Origin of the sequence: Nocardia cyriacigeorgica NBRC 100375 (assembly GCF_000308555.1) — a bacterium.
GTDB lineage: Bacteria > Actinomycetota > Actinomycetes > Mycobacteriales > Mycobacteriaceae > Nocardia > Nocardia cyriacigeorgica.
Map to the genome: position 1 here is coordinate 1 of NZ_BAFY01000222.1, position 16,288 is coordinate 16,288.

Annotated in this window: 18 protein-coding genes; 7 read left to right on the forward strand and 11 right to left on the reverse strand. The window is 68.8% G+C overall.

Going from position 1 to position 16,288, the window contains the following annotated elements:
* Window positions 1–2,354, reverse strand: a 2,354-nt coding sequence (locus RJ05_RS23000; RefSeq protein WP_036540569.1) for an AfsR/SARP family transcriptional regulator, incomplete at its 3' end; no start/stop codon positions are given.
* An 85-nt stretch (window positions 2,355–2,439) separates the two neighbouring features.
* On the opposite strand from RJ05_RS23000, the gene RJ05_RS23005 reads away from it, so the two are divergent.
* The 4 genes from RJ05_RS23005 (at window position 2,440) to RJ05_RS23030 (ending at window position 7,148) form a co-directional block, all read left to right on the forward strand.
* Window positions 2,440–2,907, forward strand: a complete 468-nt coding sequence (locus RJ05_RS23005; RefSeq protein ID WP_036540547.1) for an SRPBCC family protein — start codon at window positions 2,440–2,442, stop codon at window positions 2,905–2,907.
* Between the two features lie 21 nt (window positions 2,908–2,928).
* Window positions 2,929–3,804: a 1,4-dihydroxy-2-naphthoate polyprenyltransferase gene (locus RJ05_RS23010; protein WP_036540548.1), complete on the forward strand. Its 876-nt coding sequence runs from the start codon at window positions 2,929–2,931 to the stop codon at window positions 3,802–3,804.
* Window positions 3,805–5,346: 1,542 nt separating this feature from the next.
* Window positions 5,347–6,504 carry a hypothetical protein gene (locus RJ05_RS23025; protein ID WP_036540551.1) on the forward strand — a complete coding sequence of 386 codons (1,158 nt, stop codon included), beginning with the start codon at window positions 5,347–5,349 and terminating at the stop codon, window positions 6,502–6,504.
* Window positions 6,501–7,148 carry a hypothetical protein gene (locus tag RJ05_RS23030; protein WP_051016827.1) on the forward strand — a complete coding sequence of 216 codons (648 nt, stop codon included), beginning with the start codon at window positions 6,501–6,503 and terminating at the stop codon, window positions 7,146–7,148. The genes RJ05_RS23025 and RJ05_RS23030 overlap by 4 nt, the downstream gene beginning before the upstream one ends.
* 61 nt (window positions 7,149–7,209) lie before the next feature.
* Here the strand turns inward: RJ05_RS23030 and RJ05_RS23035 are convergent, their stop codons facing one another.
* From RJ05_RS23035 to RJ05_RS23050, 4 genes are all read right to left on the reverse strand, one after another.
* The gene (locus RJ05_RS23035; RefSeq protein ID WP_036540553.1) at window positions 7,210–7,593 is read right to left on the reverse strand and encodes a phage holin family protein; all 384 of its coding nucleotides are present in this window, start codon (window positions 7,591–7,593) and stop codon (window positions 7,210–7,212) included.
* A 59-nt stretch (window positions 7,594–7,652) separates the two neighbouring features.
* Window positions 7,653–8,231 carry a Clp protease N-terminal domain-containing protein gene (locus RJ05_RS23040; protein ID WP_036540555.1) on the reverse strand — a complete coding sequence of 193 codons (579 nt, stop codon included), beginning with the start codon at window positions 8,229–8,231 and terminating at the stop codon, window positions 7,653–7,655.
* Window positions 8,231–8,452, reverse strand: coding sequence for a helix-turn-helix domain-containing protein (locus tag RJ05_RS23045; protein WP_036540557.1), 222 nt, complete (start codon window positions 8,450–8,452; stop codon window positions 8,231–8,233). The genes RJ05_RS23040 and RJ05_RS23045 overlap by 1 nt, the downstream gene beginning before the upstream one ends.
* Window positions 8,453–8,611: 159 nt before the next feature.
* Window positions 8,612–10,153, reverse strand: a complete 1,542-nt coding sequence (locus tag RJ05_RS23050; protein WP_036540559.1) for an acyl-CoA synthetase — start codon at window positions 10,151–10,153, stop codon at window positions 8,612–8,614.
* Between the two features lie 124 nt (window positions 10,154–10,277).
* On the opposite strand from RJ05_RS23050, the gene RJ05_RS23055 reads away from it, so the two are divergent.
* Window positions 10,278–10,967, forward strand: a complete 690-nt coding sequence (locus tag RJ05_RS23055; RefSeq protein ID WP_162140640.1) for a TetR/AcrR family transcriptional regulator — start codon at window positions 10,278–10,280, stop codon at window positions 10,965–10,967.
* A 31-nt stretch (window positions 10,968–10,998) separates the two neighbouring features.
* Here the strand turns inward: RJ05_RS23055 and cds1 are convergent, their stop codons facing one another.
* The gene (gene cds1 / locus RJ05_RS23060; RefSeq protein ID WP_036540561.1) at window positions 10,999–12,084 is read right to left on the reverse strand and encodes an L-cysteine desulfhydrase Cds1; all 1,086 of its coding nucleotides are present in this window, start codon (window positions 12,082–12,084) and stop codon (window positions 10,999–11,001) included.
* Window positions 12,081–12,440: a DUF4229 domain-containing protein gene (locus tag RJ05_RS23065; RefSeq protein ID WP_036540563.1), complete on the reverse strand. Its 360-nt coding sequence runs from the start codon at window positions 12,438–12,440 to the stop codon at window positions 12,081–12,083. The genes cds1 and RJ05_RS23065 overlap by 4 nt, the downstream gene beginning before the upstream one ends.
* Window positions 12,441–12,630: 190 nt before the next feature.
* Between RJ05_RS23065 and RJ05_RS23070 the strand changes: the two genes are divergently transcribed.
* Both RJ05_RS23070 and RJ05_RS23075 read left to right on the forward strand, forming a co-directional pair.
* Window positions 12,631–12,840, forward strand: a complete 210-nt coding sequence (locus tag RJ05_RS23070) for a BldC family transcriptional regulator (RefSeq protein WP_036540564.1) — start codon at window positions 12,631–12,633, stop codon at window positions 12,838–12,840.
* Window positions 12,841–12,957: 117 nt separating this feature from the next.
* Complete coding sequence (locus RJ05_RS23075) at window positions 12,958–13,164, forward strand: hypothetical protein (protein WP_036540574.1); 207 nt, start codon at window positions 12,958–12,960, stop codon at window positions 13,162–13,164.
* A gap of 94 nt (window positions 13,165–13,258) precedes the next feature.
* Here RJ05_RS23075 and RJ05_RS23080 read toward each other — a convergent pair whose 3' ends face one another.
* From RJ05_RS23080 to ccsB, 4 genes are all read right to left on the reverse strand, one after another.
* Complete coding sequence (locus RJ05_RS23080) at window positions 13,259–13,492, reverse strand: hypothetical protein (RefSeq protein ID WP_036540566.1); 234 nt, start codon at window positions 13,490–13,492, stop codon at window positions 13,259–13,261.
* Window positions 13,493–13,683: 191 nt separating this feature from the next.
* Window positions 13,684–15,081, reverse strand: coding sequence for a lipase family protein (locus RJ05_RS23085; RefSeq protein ID WP_036540567.1), 1,398 nt, complete (start codon window positions 15,079–15,081; stop codon window positions 13,684–13,686).
* Between the two features lie 85 nt (window positions 15,082–15,166).
* On the reverse strand, window positions 15,167–15,808 hold the full coding sequence (locus tag RJ05_RS23090) for a TetR/AcrR family transcriptional regulator (protein ID WP_036540568.1): 642 nt from the start codon (window positions 15,806–15,808) through the stop codon (window positions 15,167–15,169).
* 15 nt (window positions 15,809–15,823) lie between these two features.
* On the reverse strand, window positions 15,824–16,288 hold a 465-nt coding region (gene ccsB, locus RJ05_RS23095; protein ID WP_036540575.1), incomplete at its 5' end, for a c-type cytochrome biogenesis protein CcsB.

Here is a 16,288-nt window from a genome sequence, read left to right on the forward strand (position 1 = left end):
GCGAATTCGCGTGCCCACCCGCACATTCGGTCGGCGACCAGATCGGACTCGGTGAGTGGGCGGGCGGATTCGGCGAGTTGTTCTTCGCCGAATTCGCGCACCGTCTCCAGCATCCGGTAGCGCAGCGGAAGGTCGACGTCGGGATCGGGACGGTCGTCCTCGAGCACCGTGAGCAGCGACTGCCCGACCAGCCCCTCCACCGCGGCCACCACATCGCCGACCTCGGGGCCGCCCGCCACGAATTCCGCGGCACCCAGAGTGAATCCGGCCGGGAAGCGGCACAGCCTGCGCAGCGCGATCTGCTGCGGTTCGTCGAGCAGATTCCAGCTCCAGGCGATCACCGCGTGCAGGGTGCGATGCCGTTCCGGCGAGCTGCGATCTCCGCTGCGTAACAGGGCGAACCGATGCTCGAGTCTGGTGTCGATCTCTTCGACGCTCATGGTGCGCACCCGCGCGGCGGCCAGCTCGATCGCCAGCGGCAGACCATCGAGACGATGGCACAGTCGCGCGACGACCTCGGGGTTCAGCCGCGCGGTCGGGCGCACCGCTGTGGCCCTGGCCACGAACAATTCGGTCGCCGGCGATCCGGCCGCGTCGATAGCCAGCGGTGCCAGCGGATACACCGTCTCGGCGGTGATCGCCAGCGGCGCGCGGCTGGTGGTGAGCACGGTCAACTGATCGCAACTGCCGACCAGATCGGCCACCACCTCGGCCACCGCATCGATGAGGTGTTCGCAGTTGTCCAGGATCAGCAGCATCGGCCGCTCCGACAACGCATCCCGCAACCGCTGCCGCAGCTCCACCTTGATCCCGGACCGGATCAACAGCGGATCCCGGGCGAAATCACCCAAACCGAGCACCGCACCGATCGCCGCCTCGACCTCACCGCGTGCCTCCGCGGCGGACCCGTCGGCCCGCACCGACGCCAGCTCCACCAGGACCACCGGCTGGTGTCGTGCCATCCGGGCACCGAGTTCATTGGCGACGCGGGTCTTTCCGGTGCCGCCGGGGCCGAGCACGGTGGTGACGCGGGAGTTGCACAGCAGTTGTTCCAGGGCGATCAGATCGTCGGCACGGCCCAGCAGCGCGTTCGGTGCGGCACGCACCCCGATCGCGGAAGGTCGCTGCACCTGCGTCGGTTCGCCGCGGACGACCGACACCGTCCCGTCCTCAGCCGGTCTCCTCGTCGGATCATCGCGGACCGCCCACACCGGCCGCCCACCCTCAGCTGCCCGCTGCACCAGCTCACCGCGGACCGCAGACACGGGCCGGTCATCGACCGGTGTGTGTGCCTGCGTCGAATCGAGTCGGGGTCCGGCCGCACCGGTGGGGGCGACCGCGGAGGGCGATCGACGGGCGCGATCGTCACCCGGTGTCTCAGGGGAATCAGGTACCGGGATCGCAGCCGCCGGTCCGGGCCGATCCGATACCCGTTCATAGGTCAGCTCGTAGTTGTGGCGGCTCCGGGTATCGGCCGGAATCACATCGGCCGATGACGACCCGGGCTCGAGGGGTGGTTCCCAGGTGTGCCGGTCGCGGCCACCCGAGGCCGCAGCCCGAGGGGGAAAGTCACCGCGGAGGATGGCGGTGTTCAACTCGGCCAGCGCCGGACCGGGATCGGTGCCGAGATGATCGGCCAAGGCGGCGCGGATGGTGGCGAAGACGTCCAAGGCCTCGTTGATGTGGCCGGCGGCGGCCAGCAGGCGCATGAGGGTGCGGGCGGCCGGTTCGCTCAGCGGGTCGGCGGACGCGGCGGCGCGGGCGAGGACGATGGCGCCGTCCAGATCACCGATGCCCTCGCGGGCGGTGAGCTCGAGTGCGTCCAGGTCGGCCCATCGTTGTGCCGCCGCTGTGGCGAGTTCGTCGGCCACCGGGCCGGGAGTGAGGTCGGCTCCGGGTTCGCCGCGCCACAGCGCCCTCGCCTCGGCCACCGCGTCGAGGCAGCGGACGTAATCGCGCGCGGCCCGGGCCTCGCGGGCCTGCTCGAGCAGCATCGACACCGAGGCGAGATCGATCTGCTCTGCGGAGAGCCGCAAACGGTAGCCCGCCGGGCCGATCTCCACAGCGCCCTCGGGGAGTGCGGCGCGCAGCCGGGAGACCTGCGTGTGCAGGGCGTTCATCGGCGCGCGCGGCGGCTGCTCGCCCCACACCTCGTCGATCAAGGTCTGCGCGCCGCGGCTGCGGCCGGGCGTCACAGCCAATGCGGCCAGCAGCATCCTGGCCCGCACTCCGGGTACCGGCGCCAGCGCATCGTCGCGGCGCAACGCGACCTCGCCCAGCAGTCCGACCACGACCGATTCTGCGGGCGTCCCCACCGGTGTCCGGCCGCTCGGACCGCTCAGCTCAGAAACCATGCCGTGGTCATCGTATGCGCAGGTACGGCCGCGAAGCGCGCCGATTCGGCTGCGGTCCGACCGGTCGGTCGCCTACGCTGGGCGAATGGCCGAATTCGAGGTGGTCCGCCAGATCGTCATCGCGGCCGAACCGGCACGCGTGCACGAGCTGATCAACGACTTCCACAACTGGGTCGAATGGTCGCCATGGGAAGACCTCGACCCGGAATTGCGTCGCATGTACAGCGGCCCGGATGCCGGAGTCGGCGCCCGCTACGCCTGGGAGGGCAACCGCAAAGCCGGGCGCGGAACGATGGAGATCACCTCGAGCACCGAGCAGGAGATCCGCGTGAAGCTCGACTTCGAGAAGCCGTTCAAAGCCAGCAACAATGTCGTGTTCTCGCTCATCCCCGCCGAAGGTGGCGGCACCCAGGTGGTGTGGCGGATGAACGGTGAACAGCGCGGGCTGATGGCGCTGATGGGCAAGGTCATCTCGATGGACAGCCTGGTCGGCAAGGATTTCGAGAAGGGTCTCGGCCGGTTGCGGCTGGCCGCCGAGGCCGCGTCCCGGTAGCGCGCCGATTAGGCTGCGGACATGGCTACCGCAGCGCAATGGATCGAGGGCGCCCGGCCCCGCACCCTGCCGAACGCTATCGCCCCGGTCATCGCCGGTACCGGCGCCGCCGCCGCCATCGACGGCCTGGTGTGGTGGAAAGCGATTCTGGCGCTGCTCGTCTCGCTGGCGCTGATCATCGGCGTGAATTACGCCAACGACTACTCCGACGGTATCCGCGGCACCGATGACGAACGCGTCGGCCCGCTGCGCCTGGTCGGCTCGGGCCTGGCCTCGCCCGCCGCGGTCCGCACCGCGGCCATCGTCAGCCTGGGTGTCGGCGCGCTCTTCGGCCTCATCCTGGTCGCGCTGACCGCGTGGTGGCTGATCCTCATCGGCGCCGCCTGTCTGGCCGGTGCCTGGTTCTACACCGGCGGCAGCAAGCCCTACGGCTACAGCGGTTTCGGCGAGATCGCCGTCTTCGTCTTCTTCGGCCTGATCGGCGTCCTCGGCACCCAGTTCGTGCAGGCCGAACGCGTCGACTGGGTGGGTGTGGTGCTGGCGGTCGCGGTCGGCGCCTTCTCCAGTGCCGTCCTGGTGGCCAACAACCTGCGCGACATCCGCACCGACACCGAATCCGGCAAGGTCACCCTCGCCGTCAAACTCGGCGACCCCCGCACCCGCACCCTGCACCTGGTGCTGCTGGCAGTGCCGTTCATCGCGACCCTGCTGCTCGTCGCCCGCTCCCCCTTCGCGCTGGTCGGCCTCCTCGCGATCCCGCTCGCCGTCCGCGCCAACGCCCCGGTCCGTTCCGGCCGAGGTGGCCTCGAATTGATCCCCGCCCTGCGCGATTCCGGCCTCGCCCTACTGGCGTGGTCGATCCTGACCGCGGCAGCGCTCGGGCTCGCGGCGCTATGAGCCGAGGCCGCACCGCTTTCGCGCACGGACGATAGCGTGTTCCGCGGCAGGTAAGCAGCGCAGCGGCGACGGCTGCCGCTCTGACCCGAAGTCGCCGCACTCGTCGCAGCTGAGCTCGAGCCCAGCCGAATTCCCGGCAGAGGCGAATCGATCGCACCCGAAAAGCGTGCCGCCGCCGTACTGTTGAAGCAGGGGCGAGGGGCTCGACGGTACGGCGCTCAGTGGTCCCGTCATCGCTAGGAGGGACCATGTCGGAGGACGGCGACCGCGAAAAACCTGGGCAGCAATCCGATTCGCCGCTTCCACACCAACCCGGCGGTCAGGCGCCGGGCAGCGGCCCGTACCCACCGCAACCCGGCGCACATGGGCATGGCGGCGGGCCGCTTCCGCCACAACCCACCGGGCAGGCGGAGCGCGGTGCGCAACTCCCACCCCAACACGGCGGGTGGGCGCCCGGGGGCAGTGGCCCCTTTCGACCGCACCTCGGCGGACCCGGACCCGTCGGCGTACCGGCTCCAATGCAGTTCGGTGGGCAGGGTGGCCCCTATCCCCCGCAATCGGGTTGGCAAACCCCGGGTGGCCCGTATCCCCCGCAACCGGGCGGGCAAACCCCGGGCGGCCCGTATTCACCGCAACCCGGCGGTCCCATCCCTGGCGGCAGCCCGCATCCACCACACGCCGGTGGACATGGTCCGGGCGGCGGGCCCTTCGTGCCCTATCCGAATCCGGGATTCGGGTTCGACCCTCAGGGTGGTGGGCCGACGGGTGGCGGAGGTGCGGTGCGTTCGCGGCGGCGGCGTTGGGTTATCGCGTCGTTGGTGATTCTCGTCGTCTGCGCGCTCGGGGTCGGCGGGGTTGTGTTCTTGCAACGCTCCGGTGACGCGGCGAGTGTCGAGCAACGTGGGCGGTCGGCGTTGGCGAGCGCGCAGTTGCGGTTGCTGGATACGCCGGCCACGCATTTCACCGGGACGGTGAAACCGAAGGGGGCGTCGGCCGGGCGGCTGCGGGTGGATCTCACGGTCACCAATGTCGGCGATGCGACGGGGACGGTGTCGGCGCGTTCGGGCATCGACATGGACTACCTCGGCGTCGGCGGGAAATCCTTCTTGCGTGGCAGTGAGCAGGCGTGGCTCGCGCTGGGCGAATCCGCCGAGGACGCCGCTCGTTACAAGGACGTGCCGGTACTGATCGGGCCCGAACGTTTCGGATTCGATCTGGCGAGCACCTTGGCCCCGGCGCGGCTGGCGCTTGCGCTGGATCCAGCGGCCGAGCGCAGCGCGGACGTCACCGTCGGCGAGCCGATCGAGATCGACGGGCATCGATCCACACCCATCACCAGTGGCTCCATCACCACCTATGTGAGCAACTTCGATCCGGCGGGCGCATCCGGCGAGGGTTCCGATCAGCCGGTCATCGACCGAATCGTCAGCGCGTCCGCGTCCGGCGGCTCCGGCGATGAGGAACTGCCCGAGTTCTCCCTCGAACCCGAACCAGGGGAAGCCGACGACGCCCTCGGCATCTACGAGGAGCTGCCGAGGGCGGGTGAACGACGTGAGCAACGCCGTCGATTCCCGGATCTCGGTGGGCGGCAATATCAACGGCCAGTTCTTGCAGAACCCCTGCCTCGGCGTCTGCACGATCCAGTTCGTCATCAGCAATACGATGAACACCTCGCGGGACATCCGGGTCACCACGGTCAGGTTCGACTACACCGTCAGCATGCAGTCGTCGGTGCCGGTGGCGCTCGGGCCCGGCTGCAACGGCAGCGGCACCATGCCCGCCAACGGCTCGACGACGCTGTCGTGCAGCGCGACCTACGATCCCCAGCTCATCCCGGCCGGTCAGACCCGGCCGATCACGGCCACCATCCAGGTCACCGTGCGCGCCCTCGATCCGCAGCAGGTGACCGAACTCCAGGACAAGACGGTCGACCGCGGCCGTCAGGTCAAGGACATTTCTCAGGACGCCCCCAACAGCTACCGCCGCTACGCCGAGACCGGCGGCACCCTGCCGCAGCCGAAGTGGACTCAGCGCTACGACCGGACGAACAGCTCGGCCCAGGAGCGCGGCGGCGCCGGGAAGCCGATGCGCGAGGATCAGGTCGCCGCGGTCTCCGGTGTCATGGACCGCCTCGGCATTTCCGGGCCCGACAAGCAGAAAACGATTCAGGCGCTGCGCAATGCGAACAGCAGCCCGATGGGGGCCGAGGCCGCCGATATCATCGGCAAGGGGCACCTGGCCGGGGCGGAAGGCTTCAAGGATCTGGTGTCGAAGTTCCGCGGGCCGTCCGCGGCGAGACCGGCGGCCATGCAGGAGTTGCGTCTCGGCGACGAGTTGTATCGGCGCGGCCATCACGATCTGGTGTTCGGCCGGACGAAGGAAGGCCAGGGCCGCTTCGATATCGATGTCGGCATCAAGAGCCCCGACGGTCAGATCACCTTCGCCTACCAGGCGAAAGAGGTCGCCTCGATCAAAGGCCTGCGGTCGGCGACGGCCTCGGTGGTCAAGCAATTGGTGGACGCGCCGGCCCAGCGGAAGGTGGGTGTGCTGGAGGTCGCCGCGCCGTCGACGGCATTGGATAGCGATACCCTGCGTTCGTTGAACGACCGGTCCGCCGCCAGCGGTATCGCCTTTGTGCTGCGCTTTTCCGACGACAAGGAGCTGATCATTCCCGACGGCGCGAAAGTCTTCCCGCAGTGACCGCACCCGAACCGCTTCGGGCGCCGGCGTTCTCGTTCGTCTGGACCTGGTGGCCGACCGGTGTGGGTCGCGGTGTTGCGGCGCAGTTCGAGCTGGCGGAGCGGCTCGCGAGCTGCGCTGACAGGCACGGCCTGTTGTCGGTACAGCGGGTGAGTTGCCGCTGGCTGGTCGAGGGGCGGATCGTGCCGGGAGCGCAATCCTCGGTTGCGGTGGCCGCCGATCTCACCGATCCCGCGGTGCCGGCTCGGCTCGAAGCCGCGCGCCCGGCCGAGGTTCCCGATCACGCGACGATCGGCGCCATCACCGTCACCGGGCCGGGCACCCGATTCGACGCGGCCTGTTCTCCGCACTCCGGCGACGATCTGGTGCGCATGGGTGTGGACCTGACCGGCTCAGAACCCATCGTCGATCTCGAGGTCCACCACGACATCTGGCTGACCCAAGACTTCCACGGCCGTCCGCAACCGGAGGTCCACCGAGGCAATGCGCCGCGCTTGGCGGCCACCCTCGCCGACTTCGACGCGGTGCTCGGCGTCGCGGTCGAACCCGGCCCGCCGTCGAATTTCGGCACCCCGCAACCGCGCGGCATCGAGCCCCCGCTCGACGATGACGGAGCGCCTATGGACGTCACCGAGTGGTTGTGAACGGTCCTGCGAACACCCGGCCACAACGAATGACCGGCCCGGCACTGCCGGGTAGCGGATCTCAGTCCCGATCGGGCACGAGCACGCCGAGCAGCCAGTTCACCACCGTGACGATGATCGCGCCCCAGAACGCCGCCCAGAACCCGTCGATGCGCAGGCCGTAATCGGTGAATTCGGTGATCCAGGCCGTCAGCCACAGCATCAGGGCATTGACCACCAGCAGGAACAGGCCGAGGGTCACGATCACCAGCGGCAGCGACAACAACTGCACGATCGGCTTGACGAGGGCGTTCACCGCGGTGAACACGGCCGCGACCGCCAGCAGTGTGACGATCTTGGCGCCGTTGCCCTGATCCTCCGGGCTGATGATGTCGATCTTGTCGATCCACGTCGCGGCCAGCCAGATGGCGAAGGCGTTGATGACCAACCGAAGCACAAGCTGCATGGAGCCATGCTAGAGCCCGAATCTCGGATCCGGGCGGTACCGAGCCGAACGTTCGCGGTTCAGGCGGCCCGGTCCAGCAGCGCGTGCATCCGCGTCCGCAGCGCGTCCGCCTGCTCCTGGCCGCCGATCAACGCCGCCGTCGTGGCGTCGGGCGCCCGCAGAATCGCCAGCAGGATGTGCCCGGATTCGATGCTCTTGTCCTTGCGCGCCAAGGCCTCCCGCAACGACAGCTCGAGCGTCTTCTTCGCGTCGCGGGAGAACCGGATATGGCCGAAGTTCATCGCGCCGCGCCCGAACCGTCCACGCGGCTGGGGTGGTTCGGCGCGGGCGAGTGCGTCCTCGCCGAAGGTGGCCTCGAGACTGTCACGTACCGCGTCGAGGTCGATGCCGATGGAGCGCAGGGCTTCAGCGTCGCGGTCGCCCAACGGTGCGTTCTTGCCGTCCTCGGCCAGCGCGGCGATCGCCTGCTCATGGGTGAGCCCGGCCGCGGCCAGCGCGTCCTTCATCGCCGGCTCGGCCTGCGACAGCACACCGAGCAGCAGGTGCTCGACGCGAATCTCGGGCGCACGCAACTGCCTGGCCTCCTCTTGCGCCACGACCACGGCCAATCGCGCGTGCTTGCTGAACCGTTCGAACATCAGCGGCCCCTGCCTCTCTGGTTGTATTTCTGATGTACCGCCTGCTTGCTGACCTCGAGGGCATCCGCGATCGCCTGCCACGACCAGCCCTGATCCCTGGCATTGGCCACCTGGATCGCTTCGAGCCGTTCGAGCAGCCTGCGCAATGCCAGCACCGCCCGCAGCCCGACCTTCGGGTCGGGACTACCGGCCGCCGCCGCCAGCGTGGTTGCTTCCGTCATGGTGTCAATTTTGATTGACACTACGGTGGCTGTCAACAAAAATTGACACCCGAAGCAAAGGAATGCGCCCCGGCCGGCTCTCGGCGTTCACCACCCGAACGGGAGGCGGACCCGAGAACCCGATGCCGGGGCGCTGCCGATCCGGGATCGGCCCAGCGATCAGCCTTCGGCGGCCCCGGCGAACCGCTCCCGCAAGCGGTACTTCAGCACCTTGCCCGACGCGTTGCGCGGCAACGCATCGACGAGTTCGAGCCGCAACGGCACCTTGTATCCGGCCAGGTCACCGCGCGCGAACTCACGCAGCTCGTCCAGGGTGAGTGAGGCGCCGGGCTGGGTGGCGACGACGGCGGTCACCGCCTCACCCCACTTCTCGTGCGGCAGACCGAGCACCGCCACCTCGGCCACCGCCGGATGCCGGTAGAGCACGTTCTCCACCTCGGCCGGGTAGACGTTCTCGCCGCCGGTGATCACCATGTCCTTGACCCGATCGACGACGTAGACGAATCCGTCCTGGTCGGCCTGACCGATATCGCCGGTGTGGAACCAGCCCTCGGCGTCGATGACGGCGTCGGTGGCGGCCTTGTTGTTCCAGTACCCCTTCATGACCTGCGGTCCACGCACACAGATCTCGCCGCGTTCGCCGTCGGGGACCGGGTTGTTGTCCAGGTCGACCAGGCGGACGTCCGACAGCGGAAGCACCTTGTGCCCGGCGGCACCGATTCGGGTAGCGACATCGTCGGTGGACAGCACCAGCGCCAGCGGCGCCGTTTCGGTGAGGCCGTAGCCCTGCGCGAAGGGCACCCCGCGCTCGCCGTAGCGGGTGATGAGCGCTTCCGGCACCGGCGCGCCACCACAGATGAAGGTGCGCACACTCGACAGGTCCGTGGTCGCGAACTGCGGGACCTGCGCCATGAACAGATACATCGCGGGCACCCCGAACATCGTGGTGACCTTGTGTTCGGCGATCAGCGCCAGCGCCTGCGCCGGATCGAACGCGGCCATCAGCACCAGGTGCGCGCCCTTCTGCAACGAGACCAGCGTGGTCACGTTCAACCCGCCGATATGGAACAGCGGCGCGCAGACCAGGGAGACGTCGTCGTGCAGGGTGTCGAACGACAGCAGCGCGTTGACGTTGTTCCAGAACAGATTTCCGTGGGTCAGCATCGCCCCCTTCGGCCTGCCGGTGGTGCCGGAGGTGTACATGATCACCGCGACGTCGTCCGCCTCCGGATGCCTCGGCTCGGCGATCGGTTCCCGAGCCGCCAGCAGCTCATCGAGCACCTCCCACCCGGGGCGGGCCGTCAGCGAAATCGACCGCCCCACCCCGGATTCGGCGAGCACCGGCTCGACGATCTCGGCCCGGTCGGCATCGGCGATCAGGGTGTGCACGCCGGCGTCGCCGAGGATGTAGCCCAGCTCGGCGGCCGTCAGCCGGAAGTTGAGCGGGACGAATACCGCACCCGCACGCGAAGCGGCGAACAACGTGACCAGGAAATCGGGGTGGTTCAGCCCGAGGTAGCCGACCCGGTCGCCGGGTCGCACGCCACCCGTGACCAGTTCCGCGGCCAGTCGATCGACGCGTTCGAGGAGCGCGCCGTAGGTCAGCGTCTGCCCGTCGAAGGTGATGGCCGGGCGGGCCGGGCCGGAGGCGGCCCTGCGGGCAATCCAGGAACCGAGGTCGGTCGGCGTGATCATCGGCATACCTCCAGGTCACCGTCGCGAGCGGGAAAGCCACTGTGACGGATATCGCAGCAATGTCGCGCCAGCCTATTACGGACGCACAACGTCGTAAATAGAAAAATGAGACCGGTGCCACAATGTGTCGGTGGTTGACACGCGACGAGCCGGGCGCCCGCGCGATCCGGAGCTGGAGCACCGCGCCCACCAGGCCGCCCGCACGGTCTATGCCGAAGGCGGCTGGAGCGGCTTCACGCTGGACGAGGTGGCCCGGCGATCCGGGATCGGCAAAGGCTCGCTCTACCTACGGTGGCCGTCGAAGGAGGCGCTGCTGGTGGACGCGGTGCGGTCGCGGATCCGGTTCATCGCCGGCATCGACACCGGCGAATTGCGCGCGGACCTGATCGAGTTCGCCACCAGCTGGCTGGCCCACGAAAGCACCGACGACGGGTCGCTGGCACGCCAGTTGTCGGCCGACGCGCATCGCGTGCCGAAACTCGCCGACACCCTCGCCGGCGATCCGTACCCCGAACATCTGCGAGCCACCCGCGCGATCATCCGGCGCGGCATCGAGCGCGGCGAACTCCCACCGCAGACATCGGTCGCCCTTGTCGCCGATCTGATCGCGGGAGCGGTGTCCAATCACGTCACCGCGACGCCGCCGCACCTGCGGGAACGGGCGAAGGCCGAATCCGCCGCCTATATCGCCGCTTTGGTGGACACGATCATCGCCGGCGCCCGCGCGACCGCAGGCCGCGGACGCGACTCGGCCGGCCGGGCACCGTCGACCGCCGGTGGGCCCGCCCGAGACCGGCAGGACGCGGCGCGATCGGGGTAGACCGAGGCGAAGACGAGGCGCGGGCGAACGGTCAGCCGCGCCAGATGCCCGTCGCGGTGAAATCGGCCAGTACGGCGGTGGGTTCGACGAGGTCCAGACCCTGTTGCGCCACCCAGTCGTCGTCGAAATACGTGCCTGCATACCGGTCCCCGCCGTCGCAAAGCAACGTGACCACGCTTCCGGTTCGGCCCTGCGCCAGCATCTCGGCGATCAGCCCGAACGCGCCCCACAGGTTGGTTCCGGTCGAACCGCCGACGCGTCGGCCGAGCACACGACTGGCATGCCGCGCGGTGGCAATGGAAGCGGCGTCGGGCACCTCGATCATCCGGTCCACCACCTGCGCGATGAACGACGGCTCGACGCGTGGACGCCCGATGCCCTCGATCCGCGATGACATTCCGGTTTGATAGCCCGGATCACCGGTTTCGTAGCCACCGTAGAACGCCGAATTCTCCGGATCGACAATCGCCAATTTCGTCGCGTGCCTGCGATAACGGATGTAGCGGCCGATGGTCGCGCCGGTGCCGCCCGTGCCCGCGCCGGTGACGATCCACTCCGGCACCGAGTGATTCTCCAGCTTCAACTGCTCGAAGATGGATTCGGCGATGTTGTTGTTGCCGCGCCAGTCCGTCGCCCGCTCGGCGTGGGTGAACTGGTCCATATAGTGACCACCGCATTCGGCGGCCAGCCGCGCGGCCTCGGTGTACATCTCCGGTGGACGTTGCACGAAATGACAGCGCCCGCCCTGCGCCTCGATCAACGCGATCTTCTGCGGGGAAGTACTGGCGGGCATCACGGCGACGAAATCCAGGCCGAGCAGCTTCGCGAAATACGCCTCGCTCACCGCCGTCGACCCGGACGACGCCTCGACCACGGTGGTGTTCTCGGTGATCCAGCCGTTGCACAGGGCGTACAGGAACAGCGAACGCGCCAGCCGGTGCTTCAGGCTGCCGGTGATGTGAGTGGACTCGTCCTTCAGATAGAGCTGGATATCCCACTCGACCGGCAGCGGATACCGCAGCAGGTGGGTGTCGGCGCTGCGCTGGGTATCGGCATCGATGAGCCGCACAGCATTGTCGACCCAGGCCCGCGGGGCGCTCCGGTCGACGTACTTCACGCCTTCGGCCCGCCCTGCTCGCCCGGCTCGTCACCGCGCAGCCGGGCCCGCAACTGCGCCTTGTCCTGGCGGCGGCGCTCGTCGACCACGGCGATGTCCTCGTTGACCCTGGTGCGCAGGCCCTTGAACAGGATCAACGACAGCGGCATAGCGATGATGAGCGCGAACAGCGCGGCCACCACCAGCGGGATCTGCACGTCGATGAGTTTCGCCGCGAGCATGATCACCGCGGTGATCAGCGCGACGAGGGTGAGCCGGGCCACCGTGTACAAGGCCAGGTTGCGGGCCAGTCGCCCACCCGTCGACCCACTGGTTTGCCGGGCGGATGCCCCTTCCGGTCGCGATGCGTCACTCACGGTGTCCAGAGTAGGCGGAGGTCCTTCGGGTACTCGACCCGGCGGTCCCGCACGCCGATGCGCACAATATCCGATTTGTCTATTACCTCCCCTTTACCAACAGTAGGTCATTCGAGTACCTGGGGGTCGCGGTGCGACTATGGCGGCATCTTGATGAGGGATAGTTACTGTCGAGAACGGAGAGTTTGCTATGACCGCGATCACCGTCGGCGGCCAGGACACCCTGCTGACGCCCGGCCAGGTTGCCGCCCTGTTCCACGTCGACCCGAAGACCGTCACCCGGTGGGCGCACGCCGGGCGGCTCGGGTCGCTGCGTACCCCGGGTGGGCACCGCCGGTTCCGTGAGTCCGAGGTCATGCAGCTGCTGAAGTCGCTCACCACCGAGGCCACCACTCGCTGATCGGCCTCTCGCGCCCGCCACGACACGGACCGTCCCCGGCTGTCGTGGCGGGTATCGCACGTCTCGATGCGCGCAGTCCCCGCGCGGGTCTACCCTCGGTAGCAGGAGGTGAGCGACGTGACGTACCTGTTGGCACTCATCGCGGTCGTGGCGATCGCGGTGCTGTGCTGGAAGGCGTTCGGCCCCGACCGAGGTGCGGGCATCCCCGCGCCACCGCGACGCGCCCCCAAGCGCGTCCTCGGCCCGGACGACGACCCCGAATTCCTCTGGCGCATCTCGCGCCAGCAGCACCGGGACGGCGATCCCGGGCCCGCCGAGCACTGATCCGGGCTACCGCGCACCGTTCGCGGTAGTAGGTGCTCCCGCCCGGCGCCGGCGCGCGCGGATATCTCGATCAGCCGCGCGCCCACGTCACCGCTCAGTCCTCACGCTCCGGTTCCCCGCCCTGTCCCGGCGCCTCGCCGGCCTCGCGCAACTCCCCCGCGTCATCGAAGAGCGGCAATCCCTCACTGACGCGCAACCGATCGGCGATCATCGCCAGATACCGCTGCGCCTCCTCCGACAACCCGCTCGCCGCCCGCACCAGCCGCGCCAGGGCACTGCCGCCCGGGCCCTCGATCACCGATCCCCCGACGACATCCCCAGCATCCACGCGCAACCCTCCTCGAGCTTCGGCACGCACCGGCACAGCGCGCTACCCGAAGGACACGACCGATTCGGCGAACGGCACGCCGGTTGATCAGTGATACATGTCACTCGCGGTCTCATGCGCCTCGGGAGCGGGCCGGCCGGTTCATCGCTTTAACGCCGAGCCGCTGCGCCCCGGCAGCGCGCGTCGCCGGCCTACCGTGCCCCGATCGGCTTGCCGAAGAACGAGGCCACGGTCTCACCGAGCATCGAGCCGACGTATTCGAGCTGGCCCGGTGTGCCCATCATCGAGGGGACGTCGGTGGTGGTGCAGCCGGGGGCGGCGGGGACGCCGTTGAGGCGGTCGCGCATCCACAGCAGGGCGGTGGGGCCGCCGGTCACTTCGGCGACGATGTGTTCGCTCGCGTGGTCGCGGGTGTAGGTGACCTGGGCGTTCGGGTCCTTGCAATAGGTGTCGACGAGCTGGTTGGTCGAGTGCAGCGGGAGGATCTCGTCCCAGGCGGAATGCCAGATGAACATGGGCATCCCGGGGACCGACTTACCCATGCGGGTGTCGTCGAGCATCGGGACCACCGCGGGATCGTGCAACGGGTCGCCTGGAGTGCGCATCATGCCCTTCATGTTCAGGAACGGGAGCAGGTTGGACTGATACTGCACGCACAGTGGGGCTTTGATGGTGCGCAGGGCCTGACCGAGCGGATCGAGGTTGCGGTCGAGGAACGCGGCGAATTCGGGATATTCCCTCGAAAGCCCGATGACGGCGGCGAACACCAGCCCCGAGGTGGCCTGGTTGTTCGACATGTTCAGTGCGGCACCGAGATCGGCGCCGACCCCGCCCATCGCGGTGGCGGCGATGTTGAGTTCGGGCGCGTAGGACTCGTGCAGTTCGGCGGCGTGCCCGGTGGCGATGGAACCGCCCGAGTAGCCGTACATGCCGACCGGCGCGTCCGGGCCGACCTCCAGCGGCGCGAACGACGTGGCGGCACGGATGCCGTCGAGGGTGATGCGCCCGGCCAGCGGTCCCGCGGCGTAGGCCGAGTTCGGGCCCTGATGGTCGGGGATCACGACCGCCCAGCCCTGCTGGAGCGCGGCCTGCGCGAAGAGGAACTCGGCCGGCGCGACGATCTGGCCGACGAACGGGGCGACCGAAAGATGTTGCAGCGCATACGACGGCGTGCAGTAGCCCGCGGTGGAATCCTCGGCGATCTGCACCGACAGCAGTTTGCGCGGCTGCGGAGCGGTGCCGCGCGGCTTGATCAGGGTGGCCACCGCCGGGATGGCCTCGTCACGGCTGTTGTTGGAGCGATAGGACACCTGCCAGGCGTCGACATTGAGCGGGATGAGCCCGAAGTTGGCGACGTTCACCTGCCGCACCGCGATGATCTCGCCGGGCGCCTTGGCACCGAACACTTCGGCGGGCGGATGGTAGAAACCCGGATCCAGTTCCGGCGGCAACGGCAGCACCCTGGCCGGTTCGATGGCCGGCGGCGGTGCGGGCTCGGCACCCGCGGTCGGGCCGGCCACCGCGAACGCGGCGACGGCACTCAGGGACAACGTGCAGATTCGGCGAACCCACCCCGGTTTGGTCTTCATCGACCCACATCCTTACCCAGCCTTTTGAGACGCCAACGTCTCAACTTCGGCGCTCACTATCGCACGAATGTGTCCGAGCTCGCAATCAGCCGTCGATGGTGTCCGGCAGCACCAGGGCCCGCAGCAGCGTCGACAGCACGTCGAGCAGGTCGTCCACCGGCGGGCGCGGCTCGCTTCGGCTCCAGCGATGCGCCGAGGCGTTGACCGCGCCGATGAACGCCGCCATCGCCAACCCCCAGCCACCGGGCGGGGTGCGGGAACCCGGGACGGCCGTGGCGGTGTCCTCGATCAACCGCACCCATTCATCGCGAATCTCGAGCCGGTGCCGCTCGACCGTATCGCTGACGCCCACGATCTCGACGAAGGCGATCTGCGCGCACCGGATGTCGTCGGTAACGGCGTGCACGTAGGCGCGGGTGGCCGCGGCCAGCATCTCTCGCGGATCGCTGCCCGCCGCGGTGGCCAACCCCTCCACCAGGGCAGCGCGGGCCCGGTGCTGCACCTGGTCGTAGATGTCGATCAGCAGCGCTTCCCTGCTGGAGTACTGCTCGTAGAACTGCCGCCGAGACAGTCCCGCCGCCGCGCACACATCGGAGATCGAGCTCGCGGCGTAACTCTTCTCCGCGAAGACCGTCAGCCCCGCTTCGATGAACAGCGCACGCCGTTCGGCCCGCCGCTCCTGCACCGATCGCCCGGCATAGCTGTGCCTGGTCCGCGCCGTACTCACCGCCAGCGCCCGGCCTCAGGTCAGACCGGCGTAAGAGTGCAGGCCGGAGACCACCATGTTGATGATGAACAGGTTGAACAGCATCGCCACGAACCCGGCGATGTTGATCCAGGCGGCCTTGGTGTCCCGCCAGCCGGAGGTGGCGCGGGCGTGCAGATAGGCGGCGTAGAGGACCCAGGCGATGAACGAGCAGGTCTCCTTCGGATCCCAGCCCCAGAACCGGCCCCAGGCCGCCTCGGCCCAGATCGCGCCGAGGATGACGCCGGCGCCGAACAGCGGGAAGCCGATGATGGTGGTCTTGTAGGCGATCCGGTCCAGCGTGCGCGCGTCGGGCAGGCGACGGGCGATGGTGCCGAAGATATTGGCCGACTCCTGACCCTGCGGCTGCCGGATCCGGTACAGGAACAGCAGACTCGCCACACCCGACACCATGAACACACCACTGCCGACGCTGACGATCGTCACGTGGATCGGCAGCCA

Bases quoted from the DNA above. Each gene is read 5' to 3' on its own strand.
- RJ05_RS23085 (WP_036540567.1), bottom strand. From the start codon at position 15,081: ATGAAGACCAAACCGGGGTGGGTTCGCCGAATCTGCACGTTGTCCCTG.
- RJ05_RS23040 (WP_036540555.1), bottom strand. From the start codon at position 8,231: ATGTTCGAACGGTTCAGCAAGCACGCGCGATTGGCCGTGGTCGTGGCG.
- RJ05_RS23045 (WP_036540557.1), bottom strand. From the start codon at position 8,452: ATGACGGAAGCAACCACGCTGGCGGCGGCGGCCGGTAGTCCCGACCCG.
- RJ05_RS23070 (WP_036540564.1), top strand. From the start codon at position 12,631: ATGACCGCGATCACCGTCGGCGGCCAGGACACCCTGCTGACGCCCGGC.
- RJ05_RS23050 (WP_036540559.1), bottom strand. From the start codon at position 10,153: ATGCCGATGATCACGCCGACCGACCTCGGTTCCTGGATTGCCCGCAGG.
- RJ05_RS23035 (WP_036540553.1), bottom strand. From the start codon at position 7,593: ATGCAGCTTGTGCTTCGGTTGGTCATCAACGCCTTCGCCATCTGGCTG.
- RJ05_RS23010 (WP_036540548.1), top strand. From the start codon at position 2,929: ATGGCTACCGCAGCGCAATGGATCGAGGGCGCCCGGCCCCGCACCCTG.
- RJ05_RS23005 (WP_036540547.1), top strand. From the start codon at position 2,440: ATGGCCGAATTCGAGGTGGTCCGCCAGATCGTCATCGCGGCCGAACCG.